Origin of the sequence: Aliidongia dinghuensis, assembly GCF_014643535.1 — a bacterium.
GTDB lineage: Bacteria > Pseudomonadota > Alphaproteobacteria > ATCC43930 > CGMCC-115725 > Aliidongia > Aliidongia dinghuensis.
In genome coordinates, this window is sequence record NZ_BMJQ01000001.1 from 74917 (window position 1) to 93590 (window position 18674).

The 18674-nt window shown below is 67.5% G+C and carries 17 protein-coding genes; 4 read left to right on the forward strand and 13 right to left on the reverse strand.

Annotated features, from left to right (window positions below):
- Window positions 1-9: 9 nt before the first annotated feature.
- Entirely contained in the window at window positions 10-1491 is a 1482-nt protein-coding gene (locus tag IEY58_RS00295) for a form I ribulose bisphosphate carboxylase large subunit (protein WP_189041240.1), read from the reverse strand.
- Between the two features lie 128 nt (window positions 1492-1619).
- On the opposite strand from IEY58_RS00295, the gene IEY58_RS00300 reads away from it, so the two are divergent.
- Window positions 1620-2591: a LysR family transcriptional regulator gene (locus IEY58_RS00300; protein WP_189041241.1), complete on the forward strand. Its 972-nt coding sequence runs from the start codon at window positions 1620-1622 to the stop codon at window positions 2589-2591.
- Window positions 2592-2604: 13 nt separating this feature from the next.
- Here IEY58_RS00300 and IEY58_RS00305 read toward each other — a convergent pair whose 3' ends face one another.
- The 4 genes from IEY58_RS00305 to IEY58_RS00320 all read right to left on the reverse strand — a co-directional run bounded on the left by IEY58_RS00305 (window position 2605) and on the right by IEY58_RS00320 (window position 6160).
- Entirely contained in the window at window positions 2605-3960 is a 1356-nt protein-coding gene (locus tag IEY58_RS00305) for an MFS transporter (RefSeq protein WP_189041242.1), read from the reverse strand.
- A gap of 129 nt (window positions 3961-4089) precedes the next feature.
- The gene (locus tag IEY58_RS00310) at window positions 4090-4410 is read right to left on the reverse strand and encodes a non-heme iron oxygenase ferredoxin subunit (RefSeq protein ID WP_189041243.1); all 321 of its coding nucleotides are present in this window, start codon (window positions 4408-4410) and stop codon (window positions 4090-4092) included.
- An 11-nt stretch (window positions 4411-4421) separates the two neighbouring features.
- Window positions 4422-4919, reverse strand: coding sequence for an aromatic-ring-hydroxylating dioxygenase subunit beta (locus IEY58_RS00315; RefSeq protein ID WP_189041245.1), 498 nt, complete (start codon window positions 4917-4919; stop codon window positions 4422-4424).
- Entirely contained in the window at window positions 4916-6160 is a 1245-nt protein-coding gene (locus IEY58_RS00320; protein WP_229743373.1) for an aromatic ring-hydroxylating dioxygenase subunit alpha, read from the reverse strand. The genes IEY58_RS00315 and IEY58_RS00320 overlap by 4 nt, the downstream gene beginning before the upstream one ends.
- 131 nt (window positions 6161-6291) lie before the next feature.
- Between IEY58_RS00320 and IEY58_RS00325 the strand changes: the two genes are divergently transcribed.
- Window positions 6292-7590 carry an NAD(P)/FAD-dependent oxidoreductase gene (locus IEY58_RS00325; protein ID WP_189041247.1) on the forward strand — a complete coding sequence of 433 codons (1299 nt, stop codon included), beginning with the start codon at window positions 6292-6294 and terminating at the stop codon, window positions 7588-7590.
- Here the strand turns inward: IEY58_RS00325 and IEY58_RS00330 are convergent.
- The 5 genes from IEY58_RS00330 to IEY58_RS00350 form a co-directional block, all read right to left on the reverse strand.
- Window positions 7535-8317: an IclR family transcriptional regulator gene (locus IEY58_RS00330; protein WP_189041249.1), complete on the reverse strand. Its 783-nt coding sequence runs from the start codon at window positions 8315-8317 to the stop codon at window positions 7535-7537. The two genes, IEY58_RS00325 and IEY58_RS00330, sit on opposite strands and share 56 nt — an antisense overlap.
- A 110-nt stretch (window positions 8318-8427) precedes the next feature.
- Entirely contained in the window at window positions 8428-9486 is a 1059-nt protein-coding gene (locus tag IEY58_RS00335; protein WP_189041251.1) for an amino acid ABC transporter substrate-binding protein, read from the reverse strand.
- A 36-nt stretch (window positions 9487-9522) separates the two neighbouring features.
- Window positions 9523-10368, reverse strand: a complete 846-nt coding sequence (locus IEY58_RS00340; protein ID WP_189041253.1) for a CmcJ/NvfI family oxidoreductase — start codon at window positions 10366-10368, stop codon at window positions 9523-9525.
- A 171-nt stretch (window positions 10369-10539) separates the two neighbouring features.
- Window positions 10540-11586 (reverse strand): hypothetical protein, encoded by a 1047-nt coding sequence (locus IEY58_RS00345; protein ID WP_189041255.1) that lies wholly within the window; start codon window positions 11584-11586, stop codon window positions 10540-10542.
- 1 nt (window position 11587) lies between these two features.
- Window positions 11588-12616, reverse strand: a complete 1029-nt coding sequence (locus tag IEY58_RS00350; RefSeq protein ID WP_189041257.1) for a hypothetical protein — start codon at window positions 12614-12616, stop codon at window positions 11588-11590.
- Between the two features lie 164 nt (window positions 12617-12780).
- Between IEY58_RS00350 and IEY58_RS00355 the strand changes: the two genes are divergently transcribed.
- Together IEY58_RS00355 and IEY58_RS00360 are read left to right on the forward strand one after the other, a co-directional pair.
- The gene (locus IEY58_RS00355) at window positions 12781-13182 is read left to right on the forward strand and encodes a YbhB/YbcL family Raf kinase inhibitor-like protein (RefSeq protein ID WP_229743381.1); all 402 of its coding nucleotides are present in this window, start codon (window positions 12781-12783) and stop codon (window positions 13180-13182) included.
- Between the two features lie 186 nt (window positions 13183-13368).
- A complete protein-coding gene (locus IEY58_RS00360) occupies window positions 13369-13710 on the forward strand; it encodes a hypothetical protein (protein WP_229743383.1) in 342 nt (113 codons plus the stop codon).
- Window positions 13711-13760: 50 nt separating this feature from the next.
- Here the strand turns inward: IEY58_RS00360 and IEY58_RS00365 are convergent, their stop codons facing one another.
- From IEY58_RS00365 to IEY58_RS00375, 3 genes are all read right to left on the reverse strand, one after another.
- On the reverse strand, window positions 13761-15815 hold the full coding sequence (locus tag IEY58_RS00365) for a dipeptidyl-peptidase 5 (protein ID WP_189041259.1): 2055 nt from the start codon (window positions 15813-15815) through the stop codon (window positions 13761-13763).
- A gap of 104 nt (window positions 15816-15919) precedes the next feature.
- On the reverse strand, window positions 15920-17161 hold the full coding sequence (locus tag IEY58_RS00370; RefSeq protein WP_189041261.1) for a bifunctional alpha/beta hydrolase/OsmC family protein: 1242 nt from the start codon (window positions 17159-17161) through the stop codon (window positions 15920-15922).
- A 51-nt stretch (window positions 17162-17212) separates the two neighbouring features.
- A complete protein-coding gene (locus IEY58_RS00375; RefSeq protein ID WP_189041263.1) occupies window positions 17213-18670 on the reverse strand; it encodes an MFS transporter in 1458 nt (485 codons plus the stop codon).
- Between the last annotated feature and the right edge of the window lie 4 nt (window positions 18671-18674).

Here is an 18674-nt window from a genome sequence, read left to right on the forward strand (position 1 = left end):
TCCTCCGGCTCAGAAGGCGGCGGTCGGGGTCGGGACGTAGTCGACCGAGTCCGTCGAGGCATAGTCGAAGGTCACGTCCCGCCAGGTGTCGAGGGCTGCCCGCAACGGCTGGCACCATTTTGCCGCCTGGTTGAGGATCTCCGGCCCTTCGCGCCGGATGTCGCGGCCCTCGTTGCGGGCCTTGATCATGACCTCGAGCGCGACACGGTTGGCAGTGGCGCCCGCGGCGATCCCCATGGGATGGCCGATCGTGCCGCCGCCGAATTGCAGCACGACGTCCTCGCCCAGATGCTCGAGCAGCTGATGCATCTGGCCGGCGTGGATGCCGCCGGATGCGACCGGCATCAGCTTCTTGAGGCTGGCCCAGGGCTGGTCGAAGAAGATGCCGTGCTCGAGATTGCGCGGGACATGGATCTCGCGGCAGGTGTCGTAGAAGCCGCGCACCGTGGCCGGATCGCCCTCGAGCTTGCCGACCACCGTCCCGGCATGGATGTGGTCGACACCGGCCATGCGCATCCATTTGGTGATGACGCGGAACGAGATGCCGTGGTTCTTCTGCCGCGTGTAGGTCGAATGGCCGGCGCGATGCAGGTGCAGGATCATGTCGTTGCGTCGCGCCCATTTGGCCATCGACTGGATCGCCGTGTAGCCGATGACCAGGTCGATCATGACGATGACGCTGCCGAGTTCCTTGGCGAATTCGGCACGCTCGTACATGTCCTCCATCGTGGCGGCGGTCACGTTGAGGTAGGTGCCCTTCACCTCGCCGGTCTCGGCCATCGCCTTGTTGACCGCCTCCATGCAGTAGAGATAGCGGTCGCGCCAGTGCATGAAGGGCTGCGAGTTGATGTTCTCGTCGTCCTTGGTGAAGTCGAGGCCGCCTGAGAGCGCCTCATAGACGACGCGCCCGTAGTTGCGGCCCGAGAGGCCGAGCTTGGGCTTCATCGTGGCACCGAGGAGCGGCCGGCCGTAGACGTTCATGCGCTCGCGCTCGACGACGATGCCGGTGGCGGGGCCCTGGAAGGTCTTCAAGTAGTGCGGCGGGATCCGCATGTCCTCGAGCCGGAGCGCCTTCAGGGGCTTGAACCCGAAGACATTGCCGATGATCGAGGCCGTCAGGTTGGCGATCGAGCCTTCCTCGAAGAGATCGAGGTCATAGGCGATATAGGCGAACCATTGGCCGGGCGTGCCTGGTACCGGGTCCAGCCGATAGGCGCGGGCACGGTAGTACTCGCAGTCGGTGAGGCGATCGGTCCAGACGACGGTCCAGGTTGCCGTCGAGGATTCGCCGGCGACTGCCGCCGCGGCTTCCTCCGGCTCGACGCCCGGCTGCGGCGTGATCCGGAAGAGTGCCAGGATGTCCGTGTCCTTGGGCTCGTAGTCGGGCTCCCAATAGCCCATCTGCCGATACTTGAGGACGCCCGGCCGATAGCGCGCCTTGGCGTCGGTGATCTTGGAGTCGGGAATCTTGAGTTCGGTGATCTCGTTCATGCCGGCACCTCGTCGATAGGGACCCGCTGGGGCCGTTTGCATGAACAGAGGCTATCGGCTGGACATCACAGGGGAAAACAAAATATCCTGCCACTTATATCAAGGGATCACTTGATGATGGACAGCCCATGCGGCATGTGACGATCCGCCAGCTCCAGCTTTTCGTCGCCGCGGCGGAGACGCTGTCCTTCGCGCGCGTGGCCGAAAACCTCCATCTGACGCCGGCGGGCGTGTCGTTCCAGATCAAGCAGATCGAGGCGCTGTCGGGCTTCGCGCTGTTCGAGCGTGTCGGCAAGAAGGCGGCGCTGACCGAGGCCGGGCGGACGCTGCTCGGCCATGCCAAGCAGGTCCTTCGCTCGCTCGAGGACGCCGACCAGGCGATGATGGCGCTCAAAGGGTTGACGGGCGGCCAGGTGACGATCGGCCTCGTCTCGACCGCTAAATACCTGGTCCCGCACATGCTGGCCCGCTTCCGCGCGGAGCACCCGGGCATCGTCATTCACCTGCGCGAGGGGAACCGGCGGGAGATCAACAGCGCGATTGTCAATGGCGAGATCGATCTGGCGGTGATGGGGCAGCCGCTGCCCGGCGTCGATGTTACGGCCGAACCTTTCGCGCCACATCCCTCGGTCATCATCGCGGCGCCCGACCATCCGCTGGCGGCCTATCCGCCCGCCGACCAGCCCCTGCTGCCGGCCGGATTGCTCGCTGGCGAGAATTTTGTCCTGCGCGAGGAAGGCTCCGGCACGCGCGCGCTGTTCGACCGCTTCTTCGACCGGGCCGGTTTCGCACCGCGCGTCGCGATGATGACGAGCAGCAACGAGACCATCAAGCAGGCGGTCATGGCCGGCATGGGTGTCGCCCTCATCTCGGGCCACACGATCGGGCTCGAGCTGCGGCTGGGTCTGCTGACGACGCTGGCCGTCGAGGGCTTCCCGCTGATGCGGTCCTGGTTCGTCGCGCACCGGCGCAACATGCCGCTGCTGCCGGTGCACAGACATCTCCGCTCGTTCTTCCTCGAGAAGGGCGAGAGCATCATCGACGAGCTCGATCGCGACTATCGGCGGCTCGCCGCCGCGGGGGCAATCCCGGCGAGCTAAGCTCCAATCCCGATCAGTGCGCCAGCGAGGCGTCGATCGCCCGGACGGGCACGCGGTGCCGGCCGAGGGCGAAGACCGCAGTCGATGCCAGCAGGGCCGGCACGACGGCGGCCAGCACGACGTCCTCTGTGCCCCAGCCCGCACCCAGCAGCAGGCCGCCCGCGACCGGGCCGATGATCGACCCGATGCGGCCGACGCCGAGCGCCCAGCCGACACCCGTGGAGCGGATGGCCGTCGGATAAACGCCGGCCGCGAGCGCGTTCATGCCGATCTGCGCGCCGACCACGCCGAACCCGGCGAGGAAAGTGGCCGGCATCAGGACCCACAAGTCGGATGCCGAGAAGGCGACGACCGCGATGAAGGCCGCCGAGGCGGCATAGGCGCTGCCCAGCACAAGGTGAGGGTTGAGCCGGTCGATCATCCGGCCGAGCGCGATGGCGCCGACCACGCCGCCCAGGTTCAGCACGGCGGTGGACAGGATGGCGACCCGCATCGGCAGGCCGGTGCCGCGCAGTAGAGAGGGGAGCCAGTTCACCAGGAAATACATGACCAGCAGGTTCATGAAGAAGGCGACCCACAAGAGCGCCGTGGTGCGCGCCCGGCCTTCCAGGAACAGCTCGGCGACGGGGAAGCCCTCCACCGCCGGCTCGTTCAGCCGGCACACGGCGTCCGGTGCCGCTTGCGCGATGAGCGACGGGTCGAGGTGGGCGAGGATCGCCCGGACCCGTTCGGCCGGCGCGCCGCGCGCCACCAGATAGCGCACGGATTCCGGCATCCAGACGGCCAGCAGCAACAGGATCGCGAGCGGCGCCACGCCGCCCGTGACGAAGACCGAAGGCCAGCCGTAGGCCGCGATCAGCGGCGCGCTGATCAGGCCGCCGACCGTGGATCCGAACGGGAAGCCGCAGAACATGACGGTGACCAGCGTCGCGCGCAGCCGCGATGGGGAATATTCGGCGGTGAGTGCGATGATGTTTGGCATGGCGCCGCCGAGGCCGAGACCGGTGAGCAAGCGATAGAGCAGCAGCTGGTCCATCGAGTGCGCCGAGGCGGTGACGAGCGAGAACAGGCCGAATATCAGGATAGACAGCAGGATGACGCGCTTCCGCCCGAAAAAGTCGGCCGCCGGACTGAGGATGAAGGCGCCGAGGGTCAGGCCGGCGAGACCCGCGCCGAAGATGGTGCCGAAACCGGCGATATTCATCCGCCATTGCTCGGCAATGACCGGGGCGACATAGGCAATCGCCTGCGTGTCGAACCCGTCGAGCAGCGCGATCAGCGCGCAGAGCGCCGTGATGATGAAATGAAACCGTCCGAACCGCGCGCGTTCGATGGTCGCGGCCACGTCGATGATGCGAGCTTGCGACATAGGTCGCGTCCCTCCCTGGATTGTTGTTTTCGGAGCTAGCCCTGGCGCGTTGGCTCGCGCCTTTAATGCTCCTCTAATTCACGGCTCCTGCCGTCATCTCGCGCGCGGGTGGCCCCGGCGGCGATGTGGTCATGCCGCGGGTTCCTCGACCTGGATGTGGACGAAGCCGTCCTCGACCTTTACCGGGAAGCTGCGGACCGGCTGGGTGCAGGGGGCGCCGGCGGGCGCACCGGTGCGCACGTCGAACAGGCCCTGGTGCAGCGGGCACTCGATCAAGTGCCCGTCCAGATAGCCGTCGGACAGGAAGGCCTGGCCGTGCGTGCAGATGTCGGAGGTGGCGAAATACGTGCCGTCCACGGCATAGACGGCGATGCGCCGCCCGTTCGCCGTGGCGCTGGCGATGCCGTCCGCATCGACGGCGGCGGTCTCGATGGTCTTGATCCAGTTCATGGGGCGGTCCTCTACGCGGGATAGACGAGGCTGTTTGCGATCATCTCGGAATCGAAGACGACGACGCGCGCCTTGAAGCGCAGGCGGTCCTCGTCCTCCACGATCACGTCATGGCAGGTGCCGCACAGCACGATCGACGGCTGCTGGTCGATCAGCGTCTGCACCATCAGCAGGTTGTGCCGGGTGCCGATACCCTCAGCCGTCCGCGTCATGCGCAGCGGGCCGGGGAAACGGCGGTAGTAGCGCGGCGCGTACATCTGCGTCTTCAGGAGGCCGGTGACGCGATCCTGCAGCATGCCCCGGCTTTCCGCCTGCATGGTCGAGAGCGTGTAGCCCCGCTCGAAATTCTCGCGCGGGATGACGCGGTAGAGGCATTCCGCCGTGAAGAAGTCCGGCCATTCCGCCAGCCGCACGTCGTCGAGCGCGTCGTAATAGGCGTCGTACAGGTCCCGTACGCGGGCGCGCAGGATGGTGTCGACGGCGGACGCCTCGCTTGCTGTCGCGGTCATAGCCCCATCACCTCGCGCCAATAGCGGTACATGCCGCGGATCGCCGTTTCGGTGACCATGTGGTCGGTCGGCGCGATCTCGCGGCCGCCCATCAGCACGAGCGCCGCCTCGTCCGCGGCGGCGGAGAAGCCCTGCTGGCTCATCTCGATGACCTCGCCGTCGTCGGCGGAAACGAAGCCGGCCGGGCCAAACAGGTTCGCCTGGCGGGTGCGCCGGAGCCGCATCTCCGGCGTGTCATCGGCGTAGCACCAGTGCGTCCAGTGGAAGTCGAAGCCGTTCGGCCCCTTGGGCACGATCTGCCGCGTGGTGAGCGAGTTCACCTGCTGCTGCAGGATGACGCTCGGGAAGACGGTGATCATGCCGACCGTCTCGTCGCCGGGGAATTCCTTCACCACGTCGAGGATGCGCGGGTCGGCCAGTTTCAGGTCGCCCTGGAAGTTGCGCATGTCGGTGGTGACGTCGTTCACCTCCTGCTCGCCCTTGCGGCTGATCAGGATGCCGTGGCGGCCGGTGTCGTCGATGTCGACCGCGGACTTCTGGTCGGCGCGGAACAGGCCGAAGGTGACGAAGAACACGTGCAGCAGGCCCGCGTGATACGGGTCCTTGATGTTCTCCTGCATCAGCTTCCAGTTGGCCGGGATGTGCTGGCGGTTATAGCCCAGCACCTCGAGCTTCCGCCCGTCATAGACGCGCGTGTAGTGCTTCCAGAACTTCTCGCCGAGATATTCCCGGAACGGCGGCGTCTCGTCGGAGAAGGTTGCCCAGACTACGCCGTTCACCACCTCGACCCGCAAGCGGTTGAGGCCGTGCCGGGCCGGATCGAAGTCGGCCGGCATGCCGCCCTGGCGGCGCACGCCGCGGCGGAACGGCACGCCGATCAGCTTGCCGCTGAGATCGTAGGCCCATTGGTGATAGGGGCAGAGCAGGTCCTTGGCGTGGCCTGAACGCGACTGGCAGAACTTCACGCCGCGGTGCGCGCAGCGGTTTTCCACCACGCTGATCTCGTCCTCGGTGCTGCGCACCACGATCACCGGACGCTCGCCCAGCGTGGTCGTCTTGAAGTCGCCGACGTTCGGAATTTCCGCTTCCAGCGCGCAATAGAGCCAGTGCGGTCCGTACCAGATCCGCTCCAGCTCGCGGCGGTAGACCGCGTCGTCCGTATAGACCCAGTAGGGAACCTTTCCCGTCTCCCCGGCATCCCAGATCCGGTCGGCGGGTGGCGCCGTCATGTCTTCCGGCATCGCTTCCTCCGTACGCCTCGATCATGCGAGTGTTTGCATATTGTGATATGATTTGTATTATGTGCAACGACAGCCGGTCAAGCCCGTTTTCACGGCGCTGCCGAGCCGGCAGGAGGATCAGGGAGAACGGCATGAGCAGAGGTGCAGTCATCGTCGGGGCCGGCCAGGCCGGCGGACGCGCGGCCATGCTGCTGGCCGAGCGCGGCTATCCCGGCCCGGTCATGCTGATCGGGGCCGAGCCCTTGCCGCCCTACGAGCGCCCGCCGCTATCGAAGGACATGCTGGCCGACCCCGCCGCAGCGCCGGCCTTCCTGGCTGCGGCAGATGAATACGAGCGGCTGGGCGTCCGGATGATGCTCGGCCGACGGGTGGTGTCGATCGACCGGGCGGCGCGGCGCGTGGTACTCGATGACGGGACAACCGTGCCCTACCGGCAGCTCGTGCTCGCGACCGGCGGCCGGCCGCGCCATCTGCCGTTCCAGCTGCAGCGGTTGCAGACCCTGCGCACGGTCGATGACGTCCACGCCATCGCGGCACAGGCGGCGGGCGCAAGGTCCGTGCTGGTCATCGGCGGCGGCGTCATCGGGCTGGAGGTCGCAGCGACGCTGCGCATCAAGGGGCTGGCCGTCACCGTGGTGGAGATCGGCTCCCGTCTGCTGGGGCGCAACTTCCCCCATCCCGTCGCCGCTTTGATTGCCGAACGTCACCGCGCCCGGGGCGTGGACATCCGAACCGGCCTCCGCGTCCGCACGATGTGGGAGGACGCGGCGGGCGTGCACGCGACGCTGTCCAACGACGAGACCATTACCGCCGACTTCGCTGTCGCCGGCATCGGCATCGTGCCGGACACCGGCTTGGCGCAGGACGCCGGTCTCATCGTCGACGATGGCGTGGTGGTCGATGAGGCCATGCGTAGTTCAGATCCGGCGATCTTCGCGATCGGCGACATGGCCGCGCAAGCCGGCGCCGACGGGCGCTTCGCGCGCTACGAGACCTGGCAGAACGCCAATGTCACCGCGGAGCGCGCGGCGGCCGCCATCCTGGGCGAGGCGCTGCCGCCGCGGGACGCGCCGTGGTTCTGGACCGACCAGTTCGACCTGAACGTCCAGCTCGCCGGCCGGACCGGGCCGGAGGTCGAGGGCGCCCGTATCGTCGAGCAGGGCTCGACCGTCGCAGGCGGGCGGGTGTTCCTGCTGATCGAGGGGCGGCGGCTTGCCGGGGTGGCGGCGGTCAATGCCGGGCGCGACATGAGCGTCTGCCGGCGCCTGGTCGCCGCCGAGGTGGAACTACCGGACGGCTTCGTGGCGGCCGAGGTCTTCGACGCCCGCGCCGCCCGCGCGCTGCTCGGGAGTTCCCGGGTCGGCGGTTCCCGGGTCAGCGGCCCTCAGGCCAATGCATCTCAGGCCAGCGCCCACCCAGTCGATGCGTGACCTCCTGGCCGGCGGCGATGAGGCGCTGCTTCACGGCGGCGTCCGCGTCGACCGCGAAGCTCTGCGATGCGATGGCGGACATCACGAGCACGAGCTGGCCCTGCACGTTGAATATCGGCACGGCGTAAGCTCTGAGGCCGGGAATGATCGTGCCGTCCACGGCGGCGATCAGGTCGCGCCGCACCTGCTGGCGCAGCGCGTCGATGTCGACCGGGCCGTTCGTTCGCTCGAGCACCAGCTCGCGCTGCAGGAAGTCGGAGACATAGGTCTCGTTGAGGAAGGCGAGGAACACGCGGCCCGTCGCCGACATGGTGAGCGACAGCCGGGAGCCGATGGCGAGCGTCGTGTAGACGGGTGGGGAGCCCGGATACCAGCGCACGATGGTCGGGCCCAGGTCCGACCAGATGGCGAGCAGAATGGTGCGCCCGGTGGCCGCCACGACCTCTTGGGCAACTTGGCTCGCCTCCTCGAACACGTCGAGCCGTGCCATCGCTGCGAGGCCGAGCCGCAGGGCGCCGGCGTGCAGGTCGTAGAGCGCCGTCGCCGGGTCCTGCCTCAGGAAGCCCGTGTTGACGAAGCTCGCGAGATAGCGGTGCGCCTGGCTCGCCGACAGGTCGCTGGCCTTGGCGACCTCGGACAAGGTGCTTGGCCGGCCCAGCTTGACGAGCGCGTCCAGCACGCCGACGCCGATCTCGACCGACTGGATCCCCTTGCGCTTGCCGACCATGCGAACCGCCTCTGCTGCGTTACCGGCGGCACCATAGCCGCTGCGGTGCCGTCGAAAAAGCGGCCCGGCAGAGCGCTATCCCCCAATAAAGACAGGAAAGACAGGCGCTCTCAGCGCAGCGGCGGCGCGTAGAGCAGGCCGCCCTTGCTCCAGAGCTCGTTCAGGCCGCGGGCGAGCTTGAGCGGCCCGTTGGCGCCGACGGTCCGGTCGAATATCTCGCCGTAATTGCCGACCTGGCGGATCGCCCGGTAAGCCCACCGCTCGTCGAGGCCGAGCGCCTTGCCGTTGCCCGGCGTCACGCCCAAGAGGCGCTGCACTGTCGGATCGCTGCTCTTCAGGCCCTCGTCGACATTGGCGCGGGTCAGGCCATGCTCCTCCGCGTCGACGAGCGCGAAGACGGTCCAGCGGATGATGTCGAGCCATTGGTCGTCGCCGGCGCGGACGGCCGGCGCCAGCGGTTCCTTCGAGATGATTTCAGGCAGGATCATGTAGTCGTCCGGGTTGCTGGCCCGGGTGATGCGCACGCCGGCCAGGCCCGAGGCGTCGGTCGTCAACGCATCGCACCGGCCGGCGAAGAAGGCGCCTTCGATTTCGTCCTCGCTCTCGATCACCACGGTCTTCAGTGTGAGATTGTTCTTGCGGAAATAGTCGGCGAGGTTGAGCTCGGTCGTGGTGCCCGGCTGGACGCAGATCGTGGCGCCCGACAGTTCCTTGGCGCTCTTCACGCCCAGCTTCTTCGAAACCATGAAGCCCTGGCCGTCGTAGAAGATGGTGGGGCCGAACACCAGCCCCAGCTGTGCCTCGCGCGTCAGCGACCAGGTCGTGTTGCGGGCGAGCAGGTCGACCTCGCCCGACTGGAGCGCCGTGAAGCGCTGCTCGGGCGACAGCGGCTCGAACTTGACCTTGCCGGCATCGCCCAGCACGGCCGCGGCCAAGGCGTGGCAGATCTCGACGTCGATGCCGGCGTAGTTGCCCTGGCTGTCGGCCAGCGAGAAGCCGGCGATGCCGGTCGAGATGCCGCACTTGACCACGCCGCGCGCCTTCACCGTGTCGAGCGTCGCGGCCTGGGCAGCGCTGCCGATGACTGCTGCCAGCACGACTGTTGCGAGCACGACTGTTGCGAGCACGACTGGTGCGAGCACGGCGGCGGCAAGAAACCTGATCATCATGATCTCCCGATGCGGGCTCGCGGCACCGATGCTGGTCTACGCGATATAGAACGCCAGCGTCCTGAGCTCGATGCTCTCGCGCGGCAGAACGTCGGCCGGCGCGGTCGGGTCTTCGAACGCGGTATGCGGCGCGAAGCGGGCCCGACCGTCCGTGGCGGAATCGTAGCACTTGAGCAGCAGGGCTTCATCCACGCGCATTTCCGGGACGTAGAACCAGCGATGCGCCGGATTGAAGCGGACCGCGTAGGTTTCCCCTGTCCGGTCCGGATAGACGAGATCGGACGCGACCAAATCCTGGAAGGCGACGCTGCGCGCGTCGCACACGGCGAGCGGGGCATCGCGCAACGGGCCGCGGATCGGCCGCCAGACATTGATCACCGAGAAGCGCCGGCGCAGCAGCGCATCCGCTTCCTCGCCCAGCAGATCCCGCACCCGCTGCGGCCCCGACTTGACGGTGTAGTCGTTGTGCACCCGAGGTACCGGCTGGCGCGGCGCGCCGGCGGTGCGGTCGGCCGTGTCTGGCAGGCGACGCCGGATCGTGTGGTCGAACACCAGCACGCGCGCGGCGCCGGTTGCCGCCGCCACCAGCCGCTCAGCCTCCGGGTAATAGACCTGGCGCAGGGCGTCCTCGTCATAGAAATCGCCGACGGCGCTCTGGTGATCGACGAGCGCCAGCCCCTCCTCATCGAGCGAAAGCCGGTCGGCGAACGGACGGGCGTTGGAGATCGCCAGGCGGTGCGGCTCGTAGACGGCGTTGTTCTGCGGGATGCCCGGCGGCGGCTCATAGGTGTAGTTCCGTGGCTTCTCCGTCATGGCGGCGAGATAGTTCAGCACCGCCTCGACACGCGGCAGGCTTTCGATTTGGGCGGCAGACAGGCTCATGATCGTTTCACCCGATGGCTGGGGTGGCGCCGGCGCCGAGGCCGCGCGCTCGAGAGGCAGATATCGTCACCTCCAAGCGCATTTCAACGATATTTTTCAGTGTATTTTTAAAATAAACAATAACAATATGTTGTATTGAGTCGTAGCAACCCTCCTGCAGATGCCCCGGCGCTAGGCCGTCCCGGACGGCGTCGCGTAGAGCCCGAGGCTCTCGAACGGGCCGATATCGAAGCCCTTCTTGCGGCCCGCGACCGCCCGCCCTTGGCCGAAGGCTTTCTGCAGGCGCGCGTTTTCCTCGGCGACGAGCGTGTCCGCGTCCGCGCCGACCAGGTCCGGGCTCGTGAGCGCCAGGCGTTTGAAAAAAGTATAGGCCTCCTCGGCCTTTGCGCTCGTCGTCTTCGGGTCGTGCAACAGCGCGCGCAGGCTGTCGTGGGCGCTGCGCAGGTCCGGGATCGACGCCCAGTCGGCGCGCCGTGTCTCGGCCTCGATGCTGAACACGAAATAGGGATAGTCCGCCAACTTGTCGTTCTTCTCGAACTGCAGGCGGAACGACTCGTCGAAGCGGAGGCTGCTGCCGTCGACCAGGTGGGAGGGCGCGTCGGTGACGAGGTAATAGCCCGTCTCGACCGGCGAAAAGCCGTGGGCGAGCCCGACCGCGAGGGTGGAATGATTCTCGAGCCCGAGCAGCCGTTCCGCTCCCTTCTTGAGCGGCTCGACGAACGGTGCCGCCGCGGTCACGAAGCTGACGCCGGCCGCCTTCGACATGGTCATGAGCACGTCGAGAAACGGCTCGGCCAGATCCGACGATTGCACGGCGAAGAGGCCGATCTCCACGGTCATGTTGCCGCCGCGATAGGGCACGGGGCCCAGCACCGGCACATCCTTCAGCAGGATGCGATCCGCATGCTTCGGGTCCGGCCCCGCCAGCTTCGAGGGCGTCGAGATGGACTGGAACTGGGCCTCGCCGGTCCGGCTGTCCGCGAGCGTCGCGTTGGTGTGGATGCACCCGTAATATTTCTTCCAGGCGATGCGGCTGTTGACGATGCGCAGCGATTTCAGGCGGACCTGGACATAGTGCTTGTCGCGCTCGAGCGTGAGGGGCTGCGCGACGATCGAGAGCTGCGCCGCCGTCAAGCGCCGAACCGTCGGCTCCGTGTTCCGCTCGCGCACGGCCCACGCAATGACGCTCTTGGCCTTCTCGCCGATGCCGAGCCGCATGTCAGTACTCCAGGTCCAGCAGTTCGTAGACGGAGTGGGCCCAGACCCACGACGAATAGGCGGGGGTGGCGTTGCGGCCGGTGACCTCGAGCGCGAAGCCGACAATGTAGTCGTCGTCGCTGATCAAGGCCGCGCCCGAATCGCCTTGGTCGGTGATCGGCGGCGTGTAGATCTTGAGCTGATTGTATTTCGTCACGTTGGGGGCGGCCAAATCCCAGCCGGTGACGTTGGTGCTGTTCAGCCCGGTCGTGAGCCCCTCGTATTCGGCGCCCTGGTTGCCGCGCGGCAGCTTGTTTGCGAGCGGGCCCTTGGCGCCCTTGCTGCCCGGGTTCGCCGTCGTCGTGACTTCGATGAAGCAGCTGTCGGACACTTTGTTGCGCCGCACAACCGTGCCGCTGACGCCATCAACCGTCACGTGCTTGTTGGAGCCGACTGCGTGGAGCGCCGCGGTCACGCCTGAGCGCTTCTTCTTGTCGATCGCGGCGACGCCGGCGGTCGAATCGCCGTATGACCCGGTCAGCGGGTCGACCTTCCAGACAGAGGGCGGCGCGTTGACGGCGGAGGTCGTCGGCCGTTGCGCGATCACGGCGCCGAACGGCTGCCCCGCGAACGCCTCGATGGCAATGAGGGGCCCCAGGGTGTGGAAGGGCGGGGGTGCCTCCAGCAGATCGGTGAAATTCAGCCAGCCCTCGATGAGGTCGGACGACGACGGCTTGATGTCGATCACCCACGTCTGTTCATCGCGCAACGAGTGCAGCATGACGAGGTCGTAACGGCGGTTGACGCTTCTGAGGGCGACGATCTGCTCCGTTCGCGCCAGCTCGTGAAACGGAAATCCGCGGGCGGTGAGCGCCCGTTGGAACGCGGGGGAATGGGCCAGCGCCTGCAGCGCCATCGTCGCGATGAGCGCCCGCGCGCGTTGCGTATCCTCGCCGGTGCCGGCCGCAAGGGCCCGGCAGGCGGGGCCTGCGGTTTCGAGATCGATGCCGTCTTGTCCGCCAATCAGAGTCGTCAACGAGTCGAAGCTCATGCGCGCCTCCAACAGCACTCGCGCTGCGAGAGCATTACATTACCGGATTCGCGGTAATCGTTCACCGGGGAATGTCTCCGCCGGGCATGATCGTTTTGGGGTGGGGTGTTCTCGTTTATGGTCGAACGCGAACACGAGACGAAGCAACCGAGGAGGAGGATCGGATGCTGAAACGACTGGGGGCTGTTGCGATGGTGCTGGCGGTGGCGGTGGCGGGCGCCGGTGCGGCGCAGGCGCAATCTCCTGCCTTCTCCGTCGATTTCACCTGGCAGGGCACGACGTCGTGCTTCGATCCGAAATCGCCGCCGTTTACTCTCGGCGGCGTGCCCGGCGGGACGAAGGCGCTCAAGTTCGCGATGAAGGACCTGGACGCGCCGACCTATCCGCACGGCGGCGGATCGATCGCCTATGACGGGCAGAGCGAGGTGCGCCGAGGCGCCTTCTCCTATCAGGGGCCCTGTCCGCCCGACGGCCAGCACAGCTATCAATGGACCGTGGAGGCGCTCGACGGAAATGGCCGGACGCTCGCGCGCGCCATTGTCACCAAGAAATTCCCCGAACGATGAAGCGGACGGTCGAATGATCCGCCGGCCGGAAGGTCGACCGGGCCATGGGCGGTGTTTTGGTGGTACCCTATATCCTGAACGAACTTGTCGGCTGCGGCGTTAAGGCAACTGGACGTCGGCACACCGGCACCGGGCCGTGTGGTAGCGTTTATTGTGGGCTCGCTTGTTTTGAGAGGAGGACGGCCGGTGATACGCATGTGCGGCTTGTCGCTGCTGCTCATCGTCGTGTCCATTCTCGGCCTGCCCGTCAAGGCGGCGCCGCCACCGAATGCCGACCCGGCGCTCAGCCCCTGGTTCGAAAGCCTGCGCCAGCCCGGCACCGGCATCAGCTGCTGCTCGATCGCCGATTGCCGGCCGGCGGATTATCGGACCACGCCCAACGGGTACGAAGTGTGGATCGACAACCGTTGGCAGCCGGTGCCGCCGGAGAAGGTGCTGCAGCGCGCCGACAACCCGGTCGGCCGCGCCATCGTCTGCTGGACGAAGCAGGTCGGCATCATGTGCTTCGTCCGGGCGCCGGAGACATGACGACAGACGTAACGGCGTAGTATTGCAGCCAAGCGACAGGACCGACCCGGCTATTTCCGGCGCGGCTTCTTGCGCGCGGTGTGCCGGTTGCACCAGTCGACGAATTCCTTGTACCAGAGCCGGGAGTTCTGCGGCTTCAGGATCCAGTGGTTCTCGTCGGGGAAGAACACGAGCCGGGCCGGCACGTCCTTGGCGCGCAGCGTGTTGTAGTAGGCCAGCCCCTGGTAATAGGGCACGCGGTAGTCGAGCTCGCCGTGCATGACGAGCGTCGGCGTCGCGAAATGCCGGGCGTAGTGATGCGGCGACTGGCGCAGCACCGCCGCCTCGTCCTCCCAGGCAAAGGCGCCCAGTTCCTTGCCGAGCCAGAAATAGCCGTCCGAGCCCATCATCGAGACCCAGTCGAAGCAGCCGGCGTGGCAGACATAGGCCTTGTACCGGTCGCCCCGAACATTGCCGTTCATATAGGCAACCATGTAGCCGCCGTAGCTGCCACCGGTCGCGACCACGCGGTCCGGGTCGATGGTGCCGGTCGCGAGCATATGGTCGGTGCCGGCCTCGATGTCGGCGAGCTCGCGCCGGCCCCAATCGGCGTTGATTGATGAGACGAACGCCTGCCCGCGGCCGGTCGAGCCGTGATAATTGACCGCCGCCACGACATAGCCGGCGGCGGCGAAGAGCTGCATGTTCCAGCGCCAGTGCCAGCCGTCGGTGACGCAGGTATGCGGGCCGCCGTGGATGACCTGCATCAGCGGCCATTTCGCCTTGCCGGGCTTGGCGGCGTCGAAGCCGGGCGGCGTCATGACCCACATCTGCACCGGGTCGCCGTCTGAGCCCTTGATCGTGACCGACTGGCTCTGCCCGAGTGCCAGCCGGTGGAGCAGCTTTGCGTTCAGCCGCTCGATCGCGCGCTCGCGGCTGCCGTCGCTGGCGGCGGCGAACAGGGCCGGCGGGTGGGACAGCGACGAGCGGGCATAGACGAGCGTGCGGCCGTCCGCCGACAGGCAGAGGTCGCCGGCGGTGCCGCCGTGCCCGGGGCCGCGGACGAGTTCCTCAGGCGTGCCGCCCGCGAGGCCGATCCGCCAGATCGGCTGGGCCACCTCGCTCTCGGCGGCGAAATAGAGCGACTGGCTGTCGGCGGCCCAGACGAGTGGGGCCGCGACGCCGCGGTCCCAGCCCTCGGTCAACGGTGAGATCCGGCCGTTCGCCCGGTCGATGAGCCAGGCGCGATCCTGCTCGTTGTAGCGCTTGCCGACATGGCTCGACAGGAACGCCAGCCACTTGCCGTCGGGCGAATAGCGCGGCGTGCCGTTGATGCGCTCGCCGTCGATGGCGCCCGCGCCCGTCAGGTTCGTCCATTTCCCGCTCTTCACCTCCAGCGCCACGATCTGGGTCAGCGAGAAGGCGCGCGGATCGGGGTCGAAATCATAGGCGAATGCGATCTCGCGGCCGTCCGGGCTGATGTCGAACATGCCGGCGCCCGGATCCTGCGCCGGCAGGTAAAAGCGGGTGCCGGCGAACAGGTCGCGCGTCTTGCCGGTCTCGACGTCGACGACATGCAGGTGCGGCTTGCGGCCGCGCGGATACCAATGGTCCCAGAAACGGTAGTGGTTCTCCTCGACGATGGTCGCCTTGACCTTGTCGTTCTTCTCCTGGCGAAGCCGCTTTGCCTGCGCCTTCTCGTTGCCGAGCTCCGGCCAGACCCAGGACAGGAAAACGAGGCGCCGGCTGTCCGGAAACCAGCGTGGCTCGAAGGCGCCGGTCGCGAGGTTGGTGACGCGCCGGGCCTCGCCGCCATCGGCCGCGATCAGATAGATCTGTTCCTCCTCGTCGGCGTCCTTGGTCTCGCCGCGCTTCGAGACGAAGGCGATCCATTTGCCGTCGGGCGACCATTGCGGATCGGCATCCTTCCGGCCGCGCGTCAGCTGCCGTTGCGTGCGCCCGTCGGTCGCGAACAGCCAGAGCTCGCTCGTGCTCTCGTTCTTGTCCATGTCGTAGCGCGTGACCGCAGCGCAGGCCCAGCGCCCGTCGGGCGACAGGGTCGGCGACCCGAGGCGTTTCAGGGACCAGAGATCGTCGATCGTGATCGGACGCGCGGAAGACGGCATGGAGCTGCACCCGGTGATTGTGGGGGCGCGAGTTTAGACATGGTCCGCCCCGCAAACCACTGGACTCAAATCACCTGCCTCAAATCACGGGCGTTCGCCTCAAATCATGTGCGTTCGACAGTGCGGATGTCGATGCGCGAGGTCAGTGTCCGGTGCACCGGGCACCGGTCGGCGATCTCCATCAGGCGGGCACGGGCGGCCGGGTCGAGAGGGCCAACAAGCGTGATCTCGCGGTCGATCACGTCGAGCTTGCCGTCCTTGCTCTCGCAAGTCACGCAATCCTCGACATGTTCGCGATGATGGCGGAGCGCTACGCGGACGCGTTCCAGCGGCAGCTGCTTGCGGTCGGCATAGAGCCGGAGCGTCATCGCTGTGCAGGCGCCGAGCGCCGTCAGCAGGAAATCATAGGGGCCGGGTCCGACGTCGCCGCCGCCGACGGCGACCGGCTCGTCGGCGAGGAAGCGGTGGCGGCCGGCGCTCACCTGCTGATCGAGCGCACCGCGCCGCGTCTCCTCGACCACGACAAGGCCCGGCTCCTCAGCGGACTCATCCGCCGCCTCGGCCGCCACTTCGTCCCCTGGGGCGGCGTCGGGCAGGTAGCGTGCCGCCCATTGCGCGATCAGGCCTGCGGCATATTCCGCGTCGGCCGCGCGGGCCAGCAGATGGTCGGCCTCGTCGAGCGAGACGAAGCTCTTCGGATGGCGCGCGGCAGCGAAGATCGCCCGCGCATTCTCGACGTCGACGATCCGGTCGACGGGCGAATGCAGGATCAGGAGCGGCCGGCCCAGGTGCTGGATGCGCTGCTGCTGGTCCTGCGCACGGACATCGTCGAGGAAGCTGCGTCGGATCGTGAAGGGGCGGCCGGCGAGGTTGACCCTGGCCTCGCCCCGGGCTTCGATCTCGTCCGCCCGGTCGGCGAACAGACCGATAATATGGGCGACGTCGAACGGGGCGGCGATGGTCGCGACCGCACGCACCTCGGGTGCGGCCTCCGCCGCGGCCAGCACCGCCGCGCCGCCCAGGCTGTGGCCGACGAGCAGGCTCGCCGTCCGGCCGGTTGCCCGCATATGGTCGAGCGCTGCCTTGAGGTCGGCGAGGTTGGTGCTGAAATTGGTGTTGGCGAAATCGCCGCCGCTGCCGCCCAAGCCCGTGAAGTCGAACCTGACGGTCGCAATGCCGCGCTCTGCGAGGGCGGCGGCAATGCGCGCTGCGACATGGATGTCCTTGCCGCAGGTAAAGCAATGGGCGAACAGCGCATAGGCGCGCACCGGCCCGGCCGGCAGGTCCAGCCGGGCGGCGAGGCGGTGTCCTTCTGCACTCGGGAAATCGAACCGCTCGACCGACATCTGCGCCTCCGCTTCGGCAAAAGGGCGCCCCGCCGGGGGGCACCGGCCATGCTATCGCGGGCGGGCGCACGCCGCAAAAGGGAGCTTCGGCAACCAGAGGGACAGGATGCCGCCCAGGGCCAGGAGGGCCACATTGCAGCCAAGGGCGATCGTAAAGGCATGCGCATAGTCGGCGCTGGTCCCGCCGGCGCCGAGCACGCCGTAGAACACGCCGCCGATGATGGCGACGCCCAGGGCCGAGGCGATCTGGAAGGTCGAGATCATGATGCCGGACGCGAGCCCGGCGTGGCGCGGGTCGATACCGCCGATCACGGCCGCGATGATCGACGGCATGACCGTGCCGAACCCGATGCCGGCGCAGGCGAGACCCCATTCGAGCGTGCCCGTGAGCTCTCCGCCTGGCAGCACGCCGCTCGCGGCGAGCGCCGCGGTGCCGAAGCCCGCCACCTGCAGCGCGAAACCGATGGTGAGCGCACGGGGGCCGAGCCGGCGCATCACCGGAGCGGAGACGAGCGAGGCCGCGAAATAGCCGACGGCATAGGGCAGTGTCGCGATGCCGGCCTGAAGCGGCGACAGATGGCGACCGGTTTGCAGATAGATCGCGAAGGTCAGGTAGAAGGCCGACAGCATGTAGAGCGCCGTCGCGATCAGGAGGCCGATGAGGAACCCGCGCTCGCGGAACAGTGCCAGCTCGACGAGCGGCGCGCCGCCGCGGTTGGTGAGCCGGCTTTCTGCCCGGATGAACAGCGCAAGGGCGCCCGGCGACAGGATCAGCATTGCGACGATCCAATGCGGCCAACCGGTCTCGCGCCCTTCGACCAGCGGATAGACCAGGAGGCCGAGCGTGAGCGACAGCAGCAGGACGCCAGGCAGGTCGAGCCTCTGGGCGTGGGCTGCGCGCGAATCCTTGAGGAACAGGAGCGCGCCGATGAATGCCGCCAACCCGACCGGCACGTTGATGAGGAAGATCGCCTGCCAGGTGAAGCCCAAGGGGTGGGCCGTCACCAGCACGCCGCCCAGGATCTGCCCGCAGATGTTGGCGAGGCCGAAGGTGGCGCCATAGAGCGCGAACGCCCGGCCCTGTTCCGCCGGCGGAAATGAGACGCGGATCGACGCCAGCACCTGCGGCGCCATGATCGTCGCGGCGAGCGCCTGCAGGATGCGGCTCGCGATCAGCATGCCGGGCGAGCCCGCTGTACCGCACAGCACGGACGCCACGGTGAACCCGGCGACGCCGATCATGAACATCCGCTTGCGGCCATAGAGGTCGCCGAGCCGGCCGCCGGTGATGAGGAACACTGCATAAGTCGCGGCATAGGCCGAGATCACGAACTCCAACGCGGCCGGCGAGGCGCCGAGGCTTCGCTGGATCTCCGGCAGGGCCAGGTTGACGACGGTAAAGTCGAGGATCGGCAGAAAGGCGCCGGTCAGCAGGACCGTCAGCGCGAGCCAGCGCCGAGCGTCCCGCTCCGGTTCCATGACGGGGGTATCGGCTTCGACGGCACTCATCGAC